The sequence below is a fragment of the Streptomyces sp. NPDC053432 genome (assembly GCF_055585365.1).
In genome coordinates this window covers 119,479-138,247 of sequence record NZ_JBVJKF010000013.1, presented here as the reverse complement: position 1 = coordinate 138,247, position 18,769 = coordinate 119,479, and the positions used below count along the sequence as shown (strand labels likewise).

The following is an 18,769-nucleotide window of genomic DNA, read 5'->3' as shown; positions in this document are numbered from 1 at the left end:
GGCCGGGGACCGGATCATCAGGCGGACGCGGGACGCCCGAACAGCTCGCGCAGCACGTCTTCCATCGTCACCAGGCCCGTCATCGCCCCGTCCGGGCCGAGCACCGCCGCCAGGTGCGTACGGCTGCGTCGCATCGCGGTCAGCACGTCGTCCAGCGGCGTTTCGGCGCGGATCTGCGCGATCGGCCGCAGGGCCGCTACCGGGAAGGGCTCGTCGCGGTCCTCCGGATCGGCGTCCAGCGCGTCCTTGACGTGCAGGTATCCCAGGATCCGGTGCTGCGCGTCGATCACCGGGAAACGGGAGTAGCCCGACCGGGCCGACAGCCGCTCCAGCCCGGCCGGGGTGATTCCCTCGCGGGCGGGGACCACCCGGTCCGCGGCCAGCACCACGTCGGTGACCGGTCGGCGGCCCAGCTCCAGGGCATCGTGCAGCCGCTCGCTCGCCCGATCGTCGATGAGCCCCGCGTCACTGGAGTCCTTGACGATCCGCGCCAGCTCGTCGTCCGAGAAGGTCGCCGCGACCTCGTCCTTGACCTCCACCCGCAGCAGCCGCAGCAGGGTGTTGGCGAAGGCGTTGATCGCGAAGATCACCGGCCGCAGCGCCCGGGTGAGGGTCACCAGCGGCGGGCCCAGCAGCAGCGCCGTGCGCACCGGCTCGGACAGCGCCACGTTCTTCGGCACCATCTCGCCGAAGAGCATGTGCAGGTACGTTGCCAGGGCCAGGGCCACCACGAAGGAGATCGCGTGCGTCACCCCGGCCGGCACCCCGACGGCGTCGAGCAGCGGGCTCAGCAGGTGGGCGATGGCGGGCTCGGCCACCACGCCCAGCACCAGGGTGCAGAGCGTGATCCCGAGCTGGGCCGCCGCCATCATCGCCGACACGTGCTCCAGACCCCACAGGACCGCGCGGGCCCGCCGGTCGCCCTGCTCCGCGTACGGCTCGATCTGGCTGCGCCTGACCGAGATGAGTGCGAACTCCGCGCCGACGAAGAAGGCGTTGACGACCAGCGTCGCCAGACCGATCAGAAGCTGGATCGCGGTCATCGGGTCCCCTCCGTGCCCTCGTCACCCTTGTGGCCCCGATTGGCCTGGTCGCCCTGGTCGCCCTGGTCGCCCTGGTCCTCGTGGTGCCCGGCCGGCATGTGCAGCAGCACCCGCGCCGCCCGTCGCCCGCCGGCGTCGACCACCTCGAGCCGCCAGCCGTCCATCTCCAGCCTGTCGCCGACCTCGGGGATCCGGCCCAGCTCGGTCGCTATCAGCCCGGCGAGCGTCTCGTACGGCCCCTCGGGCACGCGCAGCCCGATCCGCTGGAGCTGGTCGGTGCGGGCGGCTCCGTCGGCGGCGTAGAGCGTGCGCCCGTCGGCGTCCGTGCCGGCCGGGGCCAGGTCGAAGGTCTCGTGCGGGTCGTGCTCGTCGTGGACCTCGCCGACGACCTCCTCGACGATGTCCTCGAGGGTGGCCACGCCGGCCGTACCGCCGTACTCGTCGATGACCACGGCCATGGTCTGCCTGCCGGACAGCCGGTCCAGCAGCCGGTCCACGGTCAGCGACTCCGGTACGAGAAGGGGCTCGCGCAGCAGCTGCGCGACGGGGTGGCGGTGGCGATCCTCGGCGGGCAGGGCCAGCACGTCCTTGATGTGGACGGTGCCGACGACGGTGTCGAGGCTGCCCCGGTAGACGGGGAAGCGGGACAGGCCGGTGGCCATCGTCGCGTTCGCCACGTCCTCCGCGGTGGTCTGCACGTCGAGGGCGGTGACCTGGACGCGCGGGGTCATCACGTTCTCCGCGGTCAGGTCGGCCAGGTTCAGGGTCCGCACGAACAGCTCGGCGGTGTCCTTCTCCAGCGAGCCCGCCTTCGCGGAGTGCCGCGCCAGTGCGACCAGCTCCTGCGGGGTGCGGGCGGAGGCCAGCTCCTCGGCCGGCTCCATGCCGAAGCGGCGGACCATGTGGTTCGCCGTGGTGTTCAGGTGGCTGATCAGAGGCCTGAAGATCCGGCTGAACACCCGCTGCGCGGTCGCCACGCGCTTGGCGATGGCGAGCGGTGAGGAGATCGCCCAGTTCTTGGGCACCAGTTCGCCGACGACCATCAGGACGACGGTCGACAGCACGGTGCCGAGGACCAGCGCGGTGGAGGACGCGGCGGCGGCCGAGAGCCCGATGGCCTCGAACGGGCCCTGGAGCAGGGCCGCGATCGACGGCTTGGAGATCATGCCGATGACCAGGCCGGTCACGGTGATGCCGAGCTGGGCGCCGGAGAGCTGGAAGGTCAGGGTGCGGACGGCGGCCAGGGCGCTGTCGGCCCCGCGCTCGCCGCGCTCGACGGCCCGTTCGAGTTCGCTGCGCTCGACGGTGGTCAGCGAGAACTCGGCCGCGACGAAGACTCCGCAGGCGACGCAGAGCAGCAGTGCCACGACGAGCAGGAGCACCTCGGTCATCGGTCGATCACCTCCGTTCCATGATCGGCCAGGAGGAGGCGTATCGCGCGATGTCGCGCTCGGGAGGGTCGTGGACTGGGAGGCTCGCCCATGGGCGGACGCTCACACCTTTCATCTGAGTCGTTCGGTCGTCGGCCGTTCACTGCGGAACGTCTGTCCCACATCGTAAAGGAAGGGCAAAGGAGGCGGATCATCTTTTTGGCGGAGCCGGCCCGCGCGCGGCGGAAGAAGTCGGTGGCGGGCCGCGGACCGGGCGTGCTTGGGTCCTGCCCATGACCGAGATCCGCATACGGACCGCTGTGCCGGCCGACGCCGAGAACGTGCTCGTCTTCTGGAAGGAAGCCGCCGAGGGCACGTCGATCACGGACGACCTGGACGGCGTGAGACGCCTTCTCGCACGGGATCCCGAAGCCCTGATCCTCGCGGAGTCCGACGGCCTCCTCGTCGGTTCGGTGATCGCCGGCTGGGACGGCTGGCGCGCCTCGCTGTACCGGCTGGCCGTCCTGCCTTCCCACCGCAGGCGGGGTATCGCCGCCACCCTCCTCGAAGCGGCCGAACGGCGCTTCACCGCCCTCGGGGGCCGGCGCGGGGACGCGATGGTGCTCGAAGCGAACGAACGGGCGCATCTGCTGTGGGCGGCGGCCGGCTATCAGCGCGAGGACCGCTGGCGGCGCTGGACGAAGCCGTTCGGGTAGGTCCGGGGACCCGGAAGCCCGCGGAGGAGGAGGGGCGAGAGGACGAACAGGGCCCCCGGCCGAAGCCGGGAGCCCTGCACATCACGTCACGCCGTCACGCCGTCGCCGTCACGCCGTCACGCCCTCACGCAGGCCAGGCCGCCAGGAAGGACTCGGCCGACCACGTGCCCGAGAGGGCGGGGGCGAGCCAGCCCGGGGCCTCGGCCCGGAACTCCTCCGGCGACAGGCCGCCCGAGCCCTCGGGCACCGCGCCCAGCAGGGGGAGGGCCGAGCTCGTGGGCAGGTCCGCCAGGTTGCAGCGGGCCGCCAGGTCCGGCGCGGCGGGCCAGCTGCCCACCACCACGCCCAGACCGGTCAGCCCCCGGGCCCGGAGGGCCTCCGCCGTCAGGGTGGTGGAGTTGAGCGTGCCGAGACCCGCCGGGGCCACCACGAGGACCGGCGCGTCGAGCAGGCGGGCCGCGTCGGCCAGGGTGTGCCCCGCCTCGTCGAAGCGGACGAGCAGGCCGCCGGCGCCCTCCACCAGGACCAGGTCGTGGGTGCGGGAGAGCTCGCGGGCCGCTTCGGCCACCTGCTCCGGGGACACCGTGGCCAGGCCCGCGCGGCGGGCGGCCGTGTCCGGGGCCAGGGGCTCCGGGTAGCGGGCCAGTTCCCTCGCCGTCACGGCCGCACCGGCCAGCCGGACCGCCTCGGCGGCGTCCCCCGGCTCCTGCGGGCCGACACCCGTCTGCGCGGGCTTGAGGACGGCCACCGAACGGCCGGCCGCCAGCGCGGCGGCCGCGACCGCCGACGTGACCACGGTCTTGCCGATCTCGGTTCCGGTGCCGGACACGACCAGTACGGACATCTCAGCCTTCCTCGGCCGCCGCGCGCACCGCACGGCAGATACGGGCCACGTCCGCGTCGCCGGTGACGAAGGGCGGCATGGTGTAGATCAGGTCCCGGAACGGGCGCAGCCACACGCCCTCGCGCACCGCCGCCCGGGTGGCGGCCGCCATGTCGATCTCGTGGTCGAGCTGGACCACGCCGATCGCGCCCAGGACGCGTACGTCCCGTACGCCCGGCACCGACGCGACGTCCGCGAGGCCATCGCGCAGCCCCGCCTCGATCCGCTTGACCTCGCTCGTCCAGTCCTGGCCGAGCAGCAGTTCGACGGAGGCCAGCGCCACGGCCGTCGCGAGCGGGTTGCCCATGAAGGTCGGCCCGTGGGCGAGGACGGGGACCTCGCCCCGCGAGATGCCGTCCGCCACCCGCTCGGTGCACAGGGTCGCGGCGAGGGTGAGGTAGCCGCCGGTCAGCGACTTGCCCAGGCACATCACGTCCGGGGTGATCCCCGCGTGGTCGGCGGCGAAGAGCGCGCCCGTGCGGCCGAAGCCCGTCGCGATCTCGTCCAGGATGAGCAGCACGCCGTACTCGTCGCACAGCTCCCGCAGCACCCGCAGGTAGCCCGGGTTGTGGAAGCGCATGCCGCCCGCACCCTGCACCACGGGTTCCACGATCACCGCGGCCAGTTCGTCGGCGTGCGCGGCGATCAGGGAGCGGAGGTGGCCGGCGTACGCCGGATCCACCGGCGTGTCGAAGCCGCCGGGCGGCGCGTCCGCGAAGACCTGCCGCGGCAGGTGACCCTGCCACAGCTCGTGCATGCCGCCGTCGGGGTCGCAGACGGCCATCGGCTGCCAGGTGTCCCCGTGGTAGCCGCCCCGCCAGGTCAGCAGCCGGGTCTTGCCCGTGCGGCCCAGCGAACGCCAGTACTGCAGGCACATCTTGACCGCGACCTCGACGGACACCGAGCCCGAGTCGGCGAGGAAGACGTGCTCCAGCCCGGCCGGGGTGATCTCGACCAGCTTCGCGGCGAGCCGGACGGCGGGCTCGTGGGTGAGCCCGCCGAACATCACGTGCGACATCAGGCCGAGCTGCGCGGTCGCGGCCTCGTTCAGCACCGGGTGGTTGTAGCCGTGGATGGCCGACCACCAGGAGGACATGCCGTCGACCAGCTCGTCGTGCCCCTGCCCCTGGGACGGCACCGCGAGCCGCAGCCGGACACCCGAGGCGGACGCGATGACGAGCGGCTCCTGCCGCCCGGGCATCGGACCGTACGGGTGCCAGACGTGCTGCCGGTCCAGCGCGAGGAGTTCCGCGCCGGACGCCGGCAGGGGGTGCTGATCAGGCATTGGGGGCGACGTCCGTCCCCGCCCCGCGGCGGCGCACGGCCACCAGGTCGGACCGCACCTTGCCGGCCTCGGCCTGCGCCGGTACGGGCGCCGCCTCCGCGTGCCCGGAGCAGCCGCCGCACGCCGAGCCGCAGCCGGCCCCGGCGGCGGAGTCGGCGGAGCCCGCGGAACCGCAGACCGAGGCGCCGCCCCCGTGGGAGCCGCAGCCGCCACCCGTCGCGGCGGCCGCCACGTCGGCGCGGTGCGCGGGGAGGGTGGTCGTACCGGCGCCCTCCACCTCGAAACCGGCGTCCGCGATCATGTCGAGGTCGGCCTGGCCGGCCTGGCCCTCACTGGTGAGGTAGTCGCCGAGGAAGATGGAGTTGGCGATGTGCAGCGCGAGCGGCTGCATCGAGCGCAGGTGCACCTCGCGGCCGCCGGCGATGCGGACCTCCACGTCGGGGCAGACGAACCGGACCATCGCCAGGATCCGCAGGCAGCGCTGCGGGGTGAGGTTCCACTCCTTGGCCAGCGGGGTGCCCTCGAACGGGATCAGGAAGTTGACCGGCACCGAGTCCGAGTCCAGCTCGCGCAGCGAGTAGACGACGTCGACCAGGTCCTCGTCGCTCTCGCCCATGCCCGCGATCAGGCCCGAGCAGGCCGACAGTCCCGCCGCGTGCGCCTTCTGCACGGTGTCCACGCGGTCCGCGTAGGTGTGCGTCTTGGTGATCGCGCCGTACGTGGCCTCGGAGGTGTTCAGGTTGTGGTTGTACGCGTCGGCGCCCGCGTCGCGCAGCTTCTCCGCCTGGCCGTCGGAGAGCAGCCCGAGACACGCGCAGACCTCGACGCCCTCGTTCTGCTCCTTGATCGCCGCGATGGTCTTGCCGACGCGCTCCACGTCCCGGTCCGTCGGACCGCGGCCGCTCGCGACCAGGCAGACCCGCTTCGCGCCGCCCGCGACACCCGCGGCGGCCGCCTCGGAGGCCTCCTGCGGCTTCAGCCACGTGTACTTGAGGATCTCGGCCTTCGAGCCCAGCCGCTGGGAGCAGTACGAGCAGTCCTCCGGGCACAGGCCCGACTTCAGGTTGACCAGGTAGTTCAGCTTGACCCGACGGCCGAACCACTGGCGGCGCACTTTGCCGGCCGCGGCCACCACGTCGAGCAGTTCGTCGTCGGAAGTCGCCAGAACGGCGAGCGCCTCTTCGCGGGTCGGCAGCTCGCGCCGGAGCCCCTTGTCCACCAGGTTGTTCAGCAGGTCCATGAGGCCGATCCTGGCCTACACGACCACTCCCGGCCAAGGAGAGATCGCACAACATGGCCGGATGGGAGTGTGTGTATCGCCACACCTGGCGCAGCTGTCACGGCGGCTAGGGTCGAGCCTGGTCTGTGGACTGCCGACAAAACGCGAGGACCTGCCGATGCCGCCGTTGCCCCAGCACACCCCCGACTCCGACGTCTTCGCGTGGATCGACGAAGCGGAAGGCGCCCGGGCCGAGGCCGGACTCGTACGGACGCTGCGCCCGCGGCCGGAGTCCTCGCCGCTGCTGGACCTCGCGAGCAACGACTACCTCGGCCTGACCAGGCACCCCGAGACCGTCCGCGGCGCCAGGGAGGCGGCCGGGCGCTGGGGCGGCGGTGCCACCGGCTCCCGGCTGGTCACGGGCACGACGGAACTCCACGCGGAGCTGGAACGAGAACTCGCCGCCTTCTGCGGTTTCGAGGCCGCGCTGGTCCTCTCCTCGGGGTACGCGGCCAACCTCGCGGCCGTCACCGCGCTCAGCGGCCGGGGAACGCTGGTCGTCTCGGACGCCGGGAACCACGCCTCGATCGTCGACGGCTGCCGGCTCTCGCGCGCCGAGACCGCGGTGATCCCGCACTCCGATCCCGACGCCGCGCGCAAGACGCTCGCCGCCTACGAGGGCAGGGCCCTCCTGGTCAGCGACTCGGTGTTCTCGGTGGACGGGGACGCCGCCCCGCTCGCCGCCTACGCGGCCGCCGCCCGGGACGAGGGCGCGGCCCTGGTCGTGGACGACGCGCACGGGCTCGGCGTGCTCGGTGAGGGCGGCCGCGGCGCGCCGCACGCCGCCGGACTGGCGGGCGCGCCCGGGGTGGTCGCCACGCTGACCCTCTCCAAGTCCCTGGGCAGCCAGGGGGGAGCCGTGCTCGGCCCGGCCAAGGTCATCCGGCACCTGGTCAACACCGCGCGCACCTTCATCTTCGACACCGGGCTGGCCCCGGCCGCCGCGGGCGCGGCCCTGGCGAGCCTGCGCCTGCTCCGGCGGGAACCGGAGCGCGCGGACCGCGCCCGCGAGGTGGCCGCCCTGCTGTACGGGCGGCTCACCGCGTCCGGCCTGACCGCGGCCCGGCCGGACGCGGCCGTGGTGTCGGTTCGGGCCCCGTCGGCCTCGGCGGCACTGCAGTGGGCCGCCGACTGCCGCGAGGCAGGACTGTCCGTGGGCTGCTTCCGGCCGCCGTCGGTACCGGACGGCATCTCCCGGCTGCGGCTGACCGCCCGGGCGGATCTCACGGGGGACGAGATCGACCGGGCCGTCGGGACGATCCTGCGGACCGCTCCGGCCGGAGCCACGGACCGGTAGGCGGGTTACGCGGGAACGTCCGCCCTGACGTGTGCGAGGAAGCCGTCCCAGGCCGGCCCGGTGAAGAGCACGGCCGGGCCGTCCGCACGCTTGGAGTCACGGACGGCCAGCAGGCCGCTCGAGAGGACGGCCGCTTCCACGCAGTTGTTCATTCCGGTGCTGCGACTGCTCCGCCGCCACCGCGCGCTGTTCAGAAGTCCGCTGCTGGATAAGGGGGTTGCGGACACGGGGGTGCCTCCTTACGCGTCGTCAGCGAGGGTGCTGATGAGATCCGACGAGTCCTGGGGCGGGAGGGCGTGCGCCTGGATGGTGCGGAACGCGGCGCTGTACGCCTCTAGGTCTTCCTTCCGCTCCAGATAGAGGCTACTCGTCAAATGGTCGAGTACCACCACATCCAGATCGGCGATGTTCGGAAATGAGAAAATCACGAACGGTCCGGTGAGGCCGAGATGTCCCCCCACACTGAACGGCAGTACCTGCAACCGCACTTGGGGCAGCCGTGACACCTCCACCAGGTGCCGCAGCTGCTCGGCCATCACCCCGGCCCCGCCGATCTGCCGGCGCAGCACCGCCTCGTCCAGTACGGCGCTCAGCTCCAGCGGCGGATCGGCCCGCAGCACCGACTGCCGGGCCAGCCGTACGTCGACCAGCGCGTCCACCTTGGGCTCCGGGAGCCCGCCCAGCGCGGCCCGGGTCACCGCCCGGGCGTAGGCCGGGGTCTGCAACAGCCCCGGTACCACGGACAGCTCCACGGTCCGGGCCGACCGGGCTCCGGCCTCCAGGCTGATGAAGTCCCGGTACTCCTGCGGCAGCAGCCCCCGGTAGTCGTGCCACCACTGCCGGCCCCGCCCGGTGTCGCCGCCCGGCCCGGGACCGGCGGCCGAGACGGACAACGCCTCCAGCAGAGCGCGCTGCTCGGGGCTGACGATCTCCCCGTAGGCGTCGAGGAGCAGACGGATGTCCTCCGGCTTCACGCCACTGCGACCCGTTTCGATGCGGCTGATTTTCGACTGGTGCCATCCCACGATCCCGGCGGCCTCACCACTGGTGAGTCCGGACCGGTCGCGCAGGGCACGCAGTTCCTCGCCGAGCTTGCGTCGGCGCACCGCGGGACCGTGCTGCACACCCGCCTCCTTCCACCGGCACAGCTCGCACCAGTCTGCCGTCCGAATACGCTCTTCCGTAGCAGAGTTCACCGCATCGAGCGACAGATATATGCATATCTTGGTGGAAGTGCGGGTGTGGTGGGGCGATGGGTGGCACTCTGGCGTCCAGCACAGATCCGGGGCCGCTCGGCCCCGGTGGGAAAGGGACCGTCGCCATGGCAGATCACCAGGAAGCATCCGTCACTCTGCCGAGCGATCCCGCCTCGGTCGCCACCGCCCGCCGCTACGTCGCGGAGGTGCTCGGCGAATGGGGACTCCCCGATGACGCGGAGGCGGCCGACAGCATCCGGCTGATCGTCTCGGAGCTCGCCACCAACGCCGTGCAGCACACTTTCGGCCAATCGCCCACCTTCACCGTCGACATCAGGCTGGAACGGGAGGAGTGGCTCCGGATCGGGGTCACCGACAGCCACCCCCGCTGGCCGAGGCGGCTCCCGGCCGCCGTCCAGCAGGACAACGGCCGGGGGATGGTCATCATCCGCTGGCTCACCGCGGAGGCGGGCGGCCGGCTCTCGGTCACGCCCACCGAGGACGGCGGCAAGACGGTCTCCATCGCCCTGCCGTGGACCGCCGGAGCCGGTGCGCAGGCCCCGGCGCCCACCGGCTGCTGAGCCGGGGTCAGGCGGACGCGGAGCGCTCCTGGGCGCTGCGCTCGATGCACAGCTCGTTGCCCTCCGGGTCGGCGAGGACGACCCAGCCGAGGACCCCGTCCTCCGCGCGCCGGTCGTCGACCACCCGCGCCCCGAGCCCGACCAGGCGCTCGACGGTCTCGTCCCGGGTGCCCGTGGCCGGCTGGATGTCCAGGTGGACCCGGTTCTTGACGGACTTGGCGTCCGGCACCCGGATGAACAGCAGGCCGGGCACGTTCGGCTGACCCGGCTCCAGCAGGACCTCGTCGTCACCCGCCTCGTCGTCCGGGTGGATCGGGAAGCCGGTCACCGCCGACCAGAACTCGGCGGTCCTGTACGGGTCGTGCGCGTCGAAGGTGATGTGCCGGACGGGATTGACGAACATCTGTCTCCTCTGTGGGCAGCGCGAGTGGAGCTCCGTATACGGAACGGCGTTCCGGGGGTCAACGGATCGAACCGGTTGCCTGCCGGAAACGTGGGTTAACTCGCCGGAAAAGCGCGGCCCCTAGCGTGGGGTCACGCTCGACCGCCAATGATCACCCAAGGTCCGGTAAAGCGGCGGTGGTCGGGACGGAAAGCCTTCCCCTGCGTTGGGCAAGAGACGCTTGGCTCGGATATGCGCAGGTCAACAAAGTGTTGACGGCCGTTAGCGTCGTCGGGCCCCAAGTCGACCTTGTCCCGGAAACTAGGTGAGTCGTGTGCAACTGACACCGCATGAGCAGGAGAGACTGCTCGTCCACGTGGCCGCGGACGTGGCCGAGAAACGCAAGGCGCGCGGGGTGCGCCTCAACCACCCCGAGGCGATCGCGCTGATCACCTCGCACATCCTCGAAGGGGCCCGCGACGGCCGGACCGTGGCCGAGCTGATGGCCTCCGGCCGCACCGTCCTGACCCGCGAGGACGTCATGGAGGGAATCCCCGAGATGATCCACGACGTCCAGGTCGAGGCGACCTTCCCGGACGGAACCAAACTCGTCACCGTCCACGACCCGATCGTCTGAAGGGGAGCCACCCGCATGATCCCGGGCGAGATCGCCTACGGGGACGGACCGGTGCTCCTCAACGAGGGCCGTCCCGTCACCCGCCTCACCGTGCTCAACTCCGCCGACCGGCCCGTCCAGGTCGGCTCCCACTACCACTTCGCCGAGGTCAACCCCGGTCTCGAGTTCGACCGGCTCGCCGCGCGCGGGCTGCGCCTGGACATCGCCGCCGGCACGGCCGTCCGCTTCGAGCCGGGCATCCCGGTCGCGGTGGACCTCGTACCGCTGGCCGGGCTGCGCACCGTACCCGGACTGCGCGGGGAGACCGGAGGGCCGCTCGATGTCTGAGATCTCCCGGCAGGTGTACGCGGACCTCTTCGGGCCGACCACCGGTGACCGCATCCGGCTGGCCGACACCGACCTCTTCGTCGAGATCGAGCAGGACCTGGCCGGCGGCCCCGGGCGGGCCGGCGACGAGGCCGTGTTCGGCGGCGGCAAGGTGATCCGCGAGTCCATGGGGCAGGCCCGCACCACCCGGGCGGAGGGCGCACCCGACACCGTGATCACCGGGGTCGTCGTCCTCGACCACTGGGGCGTCGTCAAGGCCGACGTCGGCATCCGTGACGGCCGGATCTGCGGCATCGGCAAGGCCGGCAACCCCGACACCATGGACGGGGTGGATCCCGCACTGGTCATCGGCCCGGAGACCGAGATCATCGCGGGCAACGGGAAGATCGTCACCGCCGGCGCCATCGACGCGCACGTGCACTTCATCTCGCCCACGGTCGTCGAAGCGGCGCTCGCCTCCGGGATCACCACCCTCGTCGGCGGCGGCACCGGTCCGGCCGAGGGCAGCAAGGCCACCACCGTCACCCCCGGGCCCTGGCACCTGGCCCGCATGTTCGCGGCACTGGAGGCCTACCCGGTCAACATCGGCCTGCTGGGCAAGGGGAACACCACCTCCCGCGAGGCCATGCACTCCCAGCTGCGCGGCGGCGCCCTCGGATTCAAGATCCACGAGGACTGGGGCTCCACCCCCGCCGTCATCGACGCCTGCCTGAGCGTCTGCGAGGAGACCGGGGCCCAGGTCGCCATCCACACCGACACCCTCAACGAGGCCGGTTTCGTCGCCGACACCCTCGCCGCCATCGCCGGGCGGACCATCCACTCGTACCACACCGAGGGCGCCGGCGGCGGCCACGCACCCGACATCATCACCGTGGTCTCCGAGCCGAACGTCCTGCCCAGCTCGACCAACCCCACCCGGCCGCACACCGTCAACACCGTCGAGGAACACCTCGACATGCTGATGGTCTGCCACCACCTCAACCCGGCCGTCCCCGAGGACCTCGCCTTCGCCGAATCCAGGATCCGGCCCTCGACCATCGCCGCCGAGGACGTCCTGCACGACCTCGGGGCCATCTCCATCATCTCCTCCGACTCCCAGGCCATGGGCCGGGTCGGCGAGGTCGTGATGCGCACCTGGCAGACCGCCCACGTGATGAAGAAGCGGCGCGGCTTCCTCCCCGGCGACGGACCCGCCGACAACAACCGCGCCCGCCGCTACGTCGCCAAGTACACGATCAACCCCGCCGTGGCCCAGGGACTCGCCCGCGACATCGGCTCGGTCGAGAACGGGAAGCTCGCCGACCTGGTGCTGTGGAACCCCGCCTTCTTCGGGGTCAAGCCCGAACTGGTGATCAAGGGCGGCCAGATCGCCTACGCGCAGATGGGCGACGCAAACGCCTCCATCCCCACTCCACAGCCCGTCCTGCCCCGCCCCATGTTCGGCAGCACCGGGAGCGCACCCGCCCTGAACTCGCTCAACTTCACCGCGCAGGCGGCGCTCGACGACGGGCTGCCCGAGCGGCTCGGCCTGGGCAAGACCTTCACGGCCATCGAGAACACCCGCAAGGTCTCCAAGGCGGACATGCGCAACAACGACGCCATGCCGAGGGTCGAGGTCGACGCCGACACCTTCACCGTGACCATCGACGGCGAGGCGGTGGAGCCCGCCCCCGCGGCGGAACTGCCCATGGCGCAGAGATACTTCCTCTTCTGATGGGCGGCGCAGTCCGATGAGCCTCGCCGCACTGCTCGTTCTCGCCGACGGCCGCTTCCCCGCCGGAGGGCACGCCCACTCGGGCGGGGCCGAGGCCGCCTGCAAGGCGGGCCGGATCCACGACGCCGCCAGCCTGGAGGACTTCTGCCGGGGCCGGCTGCACACCACCGGGCTCACCGCGGCCGCCCTCGCGGCCGCCGCCGCCCTCGGGCTCGACCCGGCCGCGCTCGACGCCGCCGCCGACGCCCGAACCCCCGCGCCCGCGCTGCGCTCCGCGGCCCGCAGACTCGGCCGGCAGCTGCTGCGCGCCGCCCGGGCCACCTGGCCCGCGCCCGAACTGGACGCCCTGGCCGCGGCCTTCCCCCGCGGGGCCCACCAGCCCGTGGTGCTCGGCGTCACCGCCCGCGCGGCGGGGCTCCGGTCCCTCGACGCCGCGCACGTGGCGGCGTACGAGAGCGTCAGCGGTCCCGCCACGGCGACCGTACGCCTGCTCGGCCTGGACCCCTTCGAGGCGAGCGGGGTACTGGCCCGGCTCGCCCCCGAGCTCGACGGCGTCTGCGCCGAGGCGGCCGCGGCCGCGCTGCTGGCCCGCTCCGAGGGCCTGGAGGCGCTGCCCGCGGCCTCCTCGCCACTGCTGGACATCTCGGCGCAGCTCCATGCCGACTGGCCGGTACGCCTCTTCGCTTCCTGAATCCCCAAGGAGACCACCCGTGCACCTCGACCACGCCGTGACCTATCCCCAGCGGCACACCCACGGCGCCGAGCCGCTGCGGCCCGACGGCACCCGCCGCGCCCTGCGGATCGGCCTCGGCGGACCCGTCGGATCCGGCAAGACCGCCACCGTCGCCGCACTGTGCCGCGCCCTGCGCGCCGAACTGTCCATGGCCGTCGTCACCAACGACATCTACACCCGGGAGGACGCCGAGTTCCTGCTCCGCGAGGCCGTCCTGCCCCCCGAGCGGATCGCCGCCGTCGAGACGGGCGCCTGCCCGCACACCGCCATCCGCGACGACATCTCCGCCAACCTGGAGGCCGTCGAGGAACTGGAGGAGACCTTCCGGGAGAACGGCCGACTCGACCTCATCCTCGTCGAGTCCGGCGGGGACAACCTCACCGCCACCTTCTCCCGGGGCCTGGTCGACGCCCAGATCTTCGTCATCGACGTGGCGGGCGGCGACGACATCCCCCGCAAGGGCGGCCCGGGCGTCACCACCGCGGACCTCCTCGTCGTCAACAAGACCGACCTCGCCCCGCACGTCGGCTCCGACCTCGGCCGGATGGCCCGCGACGCAGCCGACCAGCGTGGTGAACTGCCGGTCGCCTTCCAGTCGCTGCGCGGCGCCGAGGGCGTGGGCCCGGTGGCGGACTGGGTGCGCGAGCGGATCGCCGCATGGGGCGCCCGGTGACCAGCGCGCCGCCGCTCGCCCCGTCCCCGGCGGGCGTACGGGCCACCGCCCGCATCCGCGCGACCGCCGACGGGCGGGGCGGCACCGCCCTGCCGCTGCTGGCCGGCGAGGGACCGCTCGCACTGCGCCGCACCCGCAGCACCGGAACCGAGGCCGGCGTGATGCTGGTCGGCGCCATGAGCGCCCCCCTCGGCGGGGACCACCTCACCGTCGAGGCCGTCGTCGGGCCCGGCGCGGGTCTCGCACTCGGCTCGGCCGCGGCCACCCTGGCCCTGCCCGGCCGGGGCGGCGAACCCGCGCGGTACGACGTACACCTGACCCTGGACGAGGGAGCGTCGGCGCGCTGGCTGCCGGAGCCGCTGGTCTCCGTGCACGGCAGCGACCTGCGGGTGCACACCCGCGTGGAGCTGGCCCCCACCGCGCGGCTGCTGCTGCGCGAGGAGCAGGTGCTGGGCCGCAGCGGCGAGGCGCCGGGCCTGCTGCGCAGCCGCCTCTCCGTCACCCGGGACGGGCGGCCCCTGTTGGACCAGGAACTGGCCTGCGGGCCGGGCGCCCCGAACGGCTGGGACGGCCCGGCGGGACTCGCCGGGCACCGGGTCCTCGGACAACTCCTGGTCGTCAACCCGGACTTCGCCGTACAGCCGCCCCAGGCCCGGACACTGGGAGAGTTCGCGGCGGTGACGCCGCTGGCCGGTCCCGCGGTCCTGGTCACGGCGCTCGCCCCGGACGCGCTCGTGCTGCGCACCCTGCTGGAGGAGGCCCGCGCCACCTACGCCTGGTGACCGGGGGGCGAACACGGGACGAAGCAGACACCGCTCAGCGGTACACACCTTTCCGGTTATCGGGTTGGCAAAGAAGTCGAACCGGCTCTGTCGCCAACTCCCGGTAAGACGCAAGGATCCCCCTGCACGCGGACCGCCGCACCCGGCGGTCCGAGCCGTATCTGACGCAGGGGGATCAACCACGTGATACGCAACGCGGCGCTGGGGAGCGCCGCCACACTGATCACCGGGACGCTGGCGGCGAGCATGCTGCTCGCCACGCCGGCCTCGGCGGCCACCGCCGGCCGTGACAACGGGCTTCCGGAGGCGCTGGGCGTCCAGCTCGCCGCCGCGCGCGCCGCCCGTACCGGGATCGAATGGAAGGACTGCCCGGCCGACTGGGGCCTCGCTGCCCCGATCCAGTGCGGCTGGGTCAAGGTCCCGCTCGACTACGCCAAGCCCTTCGGCAAGACCATCGACATCGCCGTCGACCGCGCGGTCAGCACCGGTACCAAGGAGGAGCGCCAGGGCGCGCTCGTCTACAACCCCGGCGGTCCCGGCGGTTCGGGCATGCGCTTCCCGCGCCGGTCCACCACCAAGAGCCCGCTGTGGGTCAACACCGCCAAGGCGTACGACTTTGTCGGTTTCGACCCGCGCGGTGTCGGCCACTCGGCCCCGATCTCCTGCATCGACCCGCAGGAGTTCGTCAAGGCCCCCAAGGCCGACCCGGTCCCGGACACCGCGGCCGACAAGAGCGCCCAGCGCAAGCTCGCCGCGGAGTACGCGGACGGCTGCAAGGAGCGCAGCGGCGAGATGCTGCCGTACATGACCACTCCGAACACCGCGCGCGACCTGGACGTCATCCGGGCCGCCCTCGGTGAGAAGAAGCTGAACTTCCTCGGCGTCTCCTACGGCACCTACCTCGGCGGGGTCTACGCGACCCTGTTCCCGAACCACGTGCGCCGCATGATCGTCGACAGCGTGGTCAACCCGGCGCAGGACAACATCTGGTACGAGGCCAACCTCGGCCAGGACGTCGCCTTCCAGACGCGCTGGAACGACTGGCAGGACTGGGTCGCCAAGAACGACGCGGTCTTCCACCTCGGCGACACGCGCGCCAAGGTCGAGGCCAAGTACCAGGAGCTGCGTGCCAAGGCCAAGGCGCACCCGCTCGGCGGGATCGTCGGCCCGGCGGAGCTCATCGGCTTCTTCCAGGGCGCGCCGTACTACGACTCCTCGTGGGTGCCCGTCGCCCAGACCTTCGCCGCGTGGGCGGCCGGTGACGAGCAGGCGCTGATCGACGCCATCGCCCCGGACATGACGGACATCAAGGGCAACGCGGCCTCGGAGAACGGCAACGCCGTCTACACCGCGGTCGAGTGCGCCGACGCCAAGTGGCCCACCAGCTGGACCAAGTGGGACCGGGACAACTCCAAGCTGCACGAGAAGTACCCGTTCCTGACCTGGTCCAACGCCTGGATGAACCTGCCCTGCGCGACCTGGAAGTCCAAGCAGTACAACCCGATCGAGGTCGGCGCGAACGCCAGGCGCGGTCTGCCGCCGGTCCTGATCGTCCAGTCGGAGCGCGACGCGGCCACGCCGTACGAGGGCGGGGTCGAGCTGCACCGCCGCCTGGGCGGATCGCGTCTGATCACCGAGAAGAACGCCGGTTCGCACGGTGTCACCAGCCTGGTGAACCCCTGCATCAACACGCGGGTGGACGCCTACCTGCTGACCGGCAAGGTCGACGCCCAGGACGTGACGTGCGAGCCGCACGCCGCCCCGGTCGCCCCGGCCCCCGCCGCGGCCCGGGCGCTGACGTCCGACGCCGCACCGGCGAACTCCGTGTTCCCGGCGCGTGAGGAGCTCCCGGCCATCCGTTAAGGACCGGGAGCGGCAGTGACGTACGGGAGAAGGCTCAGCGTGAGGAGCGCCGGGCCTTCTTCCGTGCTTCCTCCTCCTCGGCCTTGACCTCGGCCGCGTACCGGTCGACGTACTCCTGGCCGGACAGTTCGAGGATCGCGTACATGATCTCGTCGGTGACGGCCCGCAGCACGGCCCGCTCGTCCTCCAGACCCTCGTACCGCGAGAAGTCCAGCGGCCGGCCGAAGCGGATGGTCACCCGCCGGATGTTCGGGATCTTCTGCCCGGGAGGCTGGATCTCGAAGGTTCCGACCATCGCGCACGGCACGACCGGCACTCCCGCGCGCAGCGCCATCGCGGCCACGCCGACCTTCCCCTTGTAGAGCCGTCCGTCGTGCGAGCGCGTGCCCTCGGGGTAGATGCCGAGCAGTTCGCCCTTGGCCAGCACACCGAGCCCCTCGCGCAGGGCGGCCTGCCCGGCGTCCTTGCCGGAGCGGTCCACCGGGATCTGCCCGGCGCTGCGGAAGAACGCGGCCGTCAGCCGCCCCTTCACACCGGGGCCGGTGAAGTACTCCGCCTTCGCGAGGAAGGTGATGCGCCGCTTGAGGATCGCCGGCATCAGGAAATGGTCGGAGAACGACAGATGGTTGCCCGCGATGATCGCCGCACCCTCGGCCGGAATGTTCTCCAGACCCTCGATCCGGGGCCGGAACAGCAGCCGCAGCAGCGGACCGAGCAAGACGTGCTTGAGCAAGTGGTAGAACACCAGGCCACTCCCGTCGATGTCCCGTGGTCACGGTCATCCTACGGAGGGTGAGCCGCCGGCCCGAGGGGGTGGGCGCTACTTCGTCAACCGTTACGGGACGCGGCCATTCCGACGGTGATCATTCCCAGCACGATCCAGCCGAACCAAAGCCAGCCGTTGCTGCCGAGGGCCACGGAGTACGTGGCGACGGCCACCAGGGCGGCGAAGGTCAGGACCGCCATCGCCTTCACGGATCCGCTCATGCCCCATGGTGGCCCGCGAACGCGTGGTTCCGCTACTGGCCACGCGCGCGCAGCGAGGCGAGATACGAGTTGTACGCCGCCAGCTCCTGGTCGCCGTCCCGGTCGGCGGCCCGGTCGGCGCGCTTCGCCGCCCGCTGCTCCGAGTGGTACCACTGGTACATCAGCGCGATCAGCACCAGCACCGAGGGGATCTCGCTGAAGGCCCAGGCGATGCCGCCGCCCCACTGCTGGTCGAGCAGCGGGTCGATGCCGAGGGAAGCCGGCGGGTTCGCGTACGTCTTGATCATCGGCTGGCTGGCCATCATCAGCGCGATGCCGAAGAAGGCGTGGAACGGCATGCCCGCGAAGAGCTCCAGCATCCGCATCACGTAGCCGGGGCGATGCGGGCCCGGGTCGACGCCCATGATCGGCCAGAAGAACACGATGCCCACCGCGAGGAAGTGGACCATCATCGCGATGTGCCCGGTCCGGCTCCCCATCAGGAAGTCGAAGAGCGGGGTGAAGTACAGCGCGTACAGGCTCGCGATGAACATCGGGATCGTGAAGGCCGGGTGCGTGATGATCCGCATGTACCGGCTGTGCAGCAGCATCAGGAGCAGCTCGCGCGGGCCCTTGTGGCCGCGCGCGGCGGGCGGCAGGGCGCGCAGCGCCAGCGTCATCGGCGCCCCGAGCAGCAGCAGGATCGGGGTGATCATGCTGATCACCATGTGCTGGACCATGTGCACGCTGAACATGACCATGCCGTAGTCGTTCAGCTTGGTGCACATCACCAGGGCCACGGTCAGGACGCCGACCGTGAACGCGACCGTCCTGCCGGCCGACCAGGAGTCGCCGCGACGGCGCAGCCGCAGCACGCCCCACCCGTACAGGGCGAGGCCGATCAGCGAACCGAACAGGAAGAAGGCGTCGAAGGAGAACTCCAGCCCGCGGCCGAGGGTGAAGGGCGGCAGGTCCATGTCCATGTGCATGTCCATGCCGTGCCCGCTGTGATCCATGTGTTCACTCCCTTGACCGTGGTGCC

Annotated in this window: 21 protein-coding genes; 10 read left to right on the top strand and 11 right to left on the bottom strand. The window is 72.1% G+C overall.

From position 1 onward, the window contains the following. Positions 1-17: 17 nt before the first annotated feature. Both ACZ6Y1_RS22365 and ACZ6Y1_RS22360 read right to left on the bottom strand, forming a co-directional pair. The gene (locus tag ACZ6Y1_RS22365; RefSeq protein WP_469632401.1) at positions 18-1,043 is read right to left on the bottom strand and encodes a hemolysin family protein; all 1,026 of its coding nucleotides are present in this window, start codon (positions 1,041-1,043) and stop codon (positions 18-20) included. Further along, positions 1,040-2,434: a hemolysin family protein gene (locus tag ACZ6Y1_RS22360; protein WP_469632398.1), complete on the bottom strand. Its 1,395-nt coding sequence runs from the start codon at positions 2,432-2,434 to the stop codon at positions 1,040-1,042. Before ACZ6Y1_RS22360 ends, ACZ6Y1_RS22365 begins: the two co-directional genes overlap by 4 nt. Before the next feature lie 272 nt (positions 2,435-2,706). On the opposite strand from ACZ6Y1_RS22360, the gene ACZ6Y1_RS22355 reads away from it, so the two are divergent. Further along, positions 2,707-3,129, top strand: a complete 423-nt coding sequence (locus tag ACZ6Y1_RS22355; protein ID WP_469632396.1) for a GNAT family N-acetyltransferase — start codon at positions 2,707-2,709, stop codon at positions 3,127-3,129. Positions 3,130-3,253: 124 nt separating this feature from the next. Here ACZ6Y1_RS22355 and bioD read toward each other — a convergent pair whose 3' ends face one another. From bioD to bioB, 3 genes are read right to left on the bottom strand one after another with little or no spacing between them, the layout of a single operon-like run. Then, positions 3,254-3,973: a dethiobiotin synthase gene (gene bioD, locus ACZ6Y1_RS22350; RefSeq protein ID WP_469632394.1), complete on the bottom strand. Its 720-nt coding sequence runs from the start codon at positions 3,971-3,973 to the stop codon at positions 3,254-3,256. 1 nt (position 3,974) lies between these two features. After that, positions 3,975-5,297 (bottom strand): adenosylmethionine--8-amino-7-oxononanoate transaminase, encoded by a 1,323-nt coding sequence (locus ACZ6Y1_RS22345; RefSeq protein WP_469632390.1) that lies wholly within the window; start codon positions 5,295-5,297, stop codon positions 3,975-3,977. Further along, positions 5,290-6,537: a biotin synthase BioB gene (gene bioB / locus ACZ6Y1_RS22340; protein WP_469632387.1), complete on the bottom strand. Its 1,248-nt coding sequence runs from the start codon at positions 6,535-6,537 to the stop codon at positions 5,290-5,292. The genes ACZ6Y1_RS22345 and bioB overlap by 8 nt, the downstream gene beginning before the upstream one ends. Before the next feature lie 157 nt (positions 6,538-6,694). On the opposite strand from bioB, the gene ACZ6Y1_RS22335 reads away from it, so the two are divergent. After that, positions 6,695-7,873 (top strand): 8-amino-7-oxononanoate synthase, encoded by a 1,179-nt coding sequence (locus tag ACZ6Y1_RS22335; protein WP_469632384.1) that lies wholly within the window; start codon positions 6,695-6,697, stop codon positions 7,871-7,873. A gap of 5 nt (positions 7,874-7,878) precedes the next feature. Here ACZ6Y1_RS22335 and ACZ6Y1_RS22330 read toward each other — a convergent pair whose 3' ends face one another. Together ACZ6Y1_RS22330 and ACZ6Y1_RS22325 are read right to left on the bottom strand one after the other, a co-directional pair. Beyond that, entirely contained in the window at positions 7,879-8,100 is a 222-nt protein-coding gene (locus ACZ6Y1_RS22330) for a DUF397 domain-containing protein (RefSeq protein ID WP_469632380.1), read from the bottom strand. Positions 8,101-8,112: 12 nt separating this feature from the next. Beyond that, complete coding sequence (locus tag ACZ6Y1_RS22325) at positions 8,113-8,997, bottom strand: helix-turn-helix domain-containing protein (RefSeq protein ID WP_469632377.1); 885 nt, start codon at positions 8,995-8,997, stop codon at positions 8,113-8,115. A gap of 197 nt (positions 8,998-9,194) precedes the next feature. Here ACZ6Y1_RS22325 and ACZ6Y1_RS22320 point away from each other — a divergent pair, with 197 nt between their 5' ends. Beyond that, a complete protein-coding gene (locus ACZ6Y1_RS22320; protein WP_469632375.1) occupies positions 9,195-9,650 on the top strand; it encodes an ATP-binding protein in 456 nt (151 codons plus the stop codon). Positions 9,651-9,657: 7 nt separating this feature from the next. Here the strand turns inward: ACZ6Y1_RS22320 and ACZ6Y1_RS22315 are convergent, their stop codons facing one another. After that, positions 9,658-10,053, bottom strand: a complete 396-nt coding sequence (locus ACZ6Y1_RS22315; RefSeq protein ID WP_469632371.1) for a VOC family protein — start codon at positions 10,051-10,053, stop codon at positions 9,658-9,660. Positions 10,054-10,366: 313 nt separating this feature from the next. Here ACZ6Y1_RS22315 and ACZ6Y1_RS22310 point away from each other — a divergent pair, with 313 nt between their 5' ends. From ACZ6Y1_RS22310 to ACZ6Y1_RS22280, 7 genes are all read left to right on the top strand, one after another. Next, positions 10,367-10,669: an urease subunit gamma gene (locus tag ACZ6Y1_RS22310; protein WP_469632368.1), complete on the top strand. Its 303-nt coding sequence runs from the start codon at positions 10,367-10,369 to the stop codon at positions 10,667-10,669. A 15-nt stretch (positions 10,670-10,684) separates the two neighbouring features. After that, positions 10,685-10,996 carry an urease subunit beta gene (locus ACZ6Y1_RS22305; protein ID WP_469632365.1) on the top strand — a complete coding sequence of 104 codons (312 nt, stop codon included), beginning with the start codon at positions 10,685-10,687 and terminating at the stop codon, positions 10,994-10,996. Continuing rightward, positions 10,989-12,710, top strand: a complete 1,722-nt coding sequence (locus tag ACZ6Y1_RS22300; RefSeq protein ID WP_469632362.1) for an urease subunit alpha — start codon at positions 10,989-10,991, stop codon at positions 12,708-12,710. Before ACZ6Y1_RS22305 ends, ACZ6Y1_RS22300 begins: the two co-directional genes overlap by 8 nt. Before the next feature lie 16 nt (positions 12,711-12,726). Next, a complete protein-coding gene (locus tag ACZ6Y1_RS22295; RefSeq protein WP_469632359.1) occupies positions 12,727-13,401 on the top strand; it encodes an urease accessory protein UreF in 675 nt (224 codons plus the stop codon). A 19-nt stretch (positions 13,402-13,420) separates the two neighbouring features. Then, positions 13,421-14,116 carry an urease accessory protein UreG gene (gene ureG / locus ACZ6Y1_RS22290; RefSeq protein WP_469632356.1) on the top strand — a complete coding sequence of 232 codons (696 nt, stop codon included), beginning with the start codon at positions 13,421-13,423 and terminating at the stop codon, positions 14,114-14,116. After that, positions 14,101-14,898, top strand: a complete 798-nt coding sequence (locus ACZ6Y1_RS22285) for an urease accessory protein UreD (RefSeq protein ID WP_469632353.1) — start codon at positions 14,101-14,103, stop codon at positions 14,896-14,898. Before ureG ends, ACZ6Y1_RS22285 begins: the two co-directional genes overlap by 16 nt. Positions 14,899-15,144: 246 nt before the next feature. Then, on the top strand, positions 15,145-16,761 hold the full coding sequence (locus tag ACZ6Y1_RS22280) for an alpha/beta hydrolase (protein WP_469632619.1): 1,617 nt from the start codon (positions 15,145-15,147) through the stop codon (positions 16,759-16,761). A 34-nt stretch (positions 16,762-16,795) separates the two neighbouring features. On the opposite strand, the gene ACZ6Y1_RS22275 is transcribed toward ACZ6Y1_RS22280, so the two are convergent. The 3 genes from ACZ6Y1_RS22275 to ACZ6Y1_RS22265 all read right to left on the bottom strand — a co-directional run bounded on the left by ACZ6Y1_RS22275 (position 16,796) and on the right by ACZ6Y1_RS22265 (position 18,743). Continuing rightward, positions 16,796-17,506 carry a lysophospholipid acyltransferase family protein gene (locus ACZ6Y1_RS22275; protein ID WP_469632350.1) on the bottom strand — a complete coding sequence of 237 codons (711 nt, stop codon included), beginning with the start codon at positions 17,504-17,506 and terminating at the stop codon, positions 16,796-16,798. An 83-nt stretch (positions 17,507-17,589) separates the two neighbouring features. After that, positions 17,590-17,748: a hypothetical protein gene (locus tag ACZ6Y1_RS22270; protein WP_469632347.1), complete on the bottom strand. Its 159-nt coding sequence runs from the start codon at positions 17,746-17,748 to the stop codon at positions 17,590-17,592. Between the two features lie 32 nt (positions 17,749-17,780). Continuing rightward, positions 17,781-18,743: a cytochrome c oxidase assembly protein gene (locus ACZ6Y1_RS22265; RefSeq protein WP_469632344.1), complete on the bottom strand. Its 963-nt coding sequence runs from the start codon at positions 18,741-18,743 to the stop codon at positions 17,781-17,783. Positions 18,744-18,769: the final 26 nt, after the last annotated feature.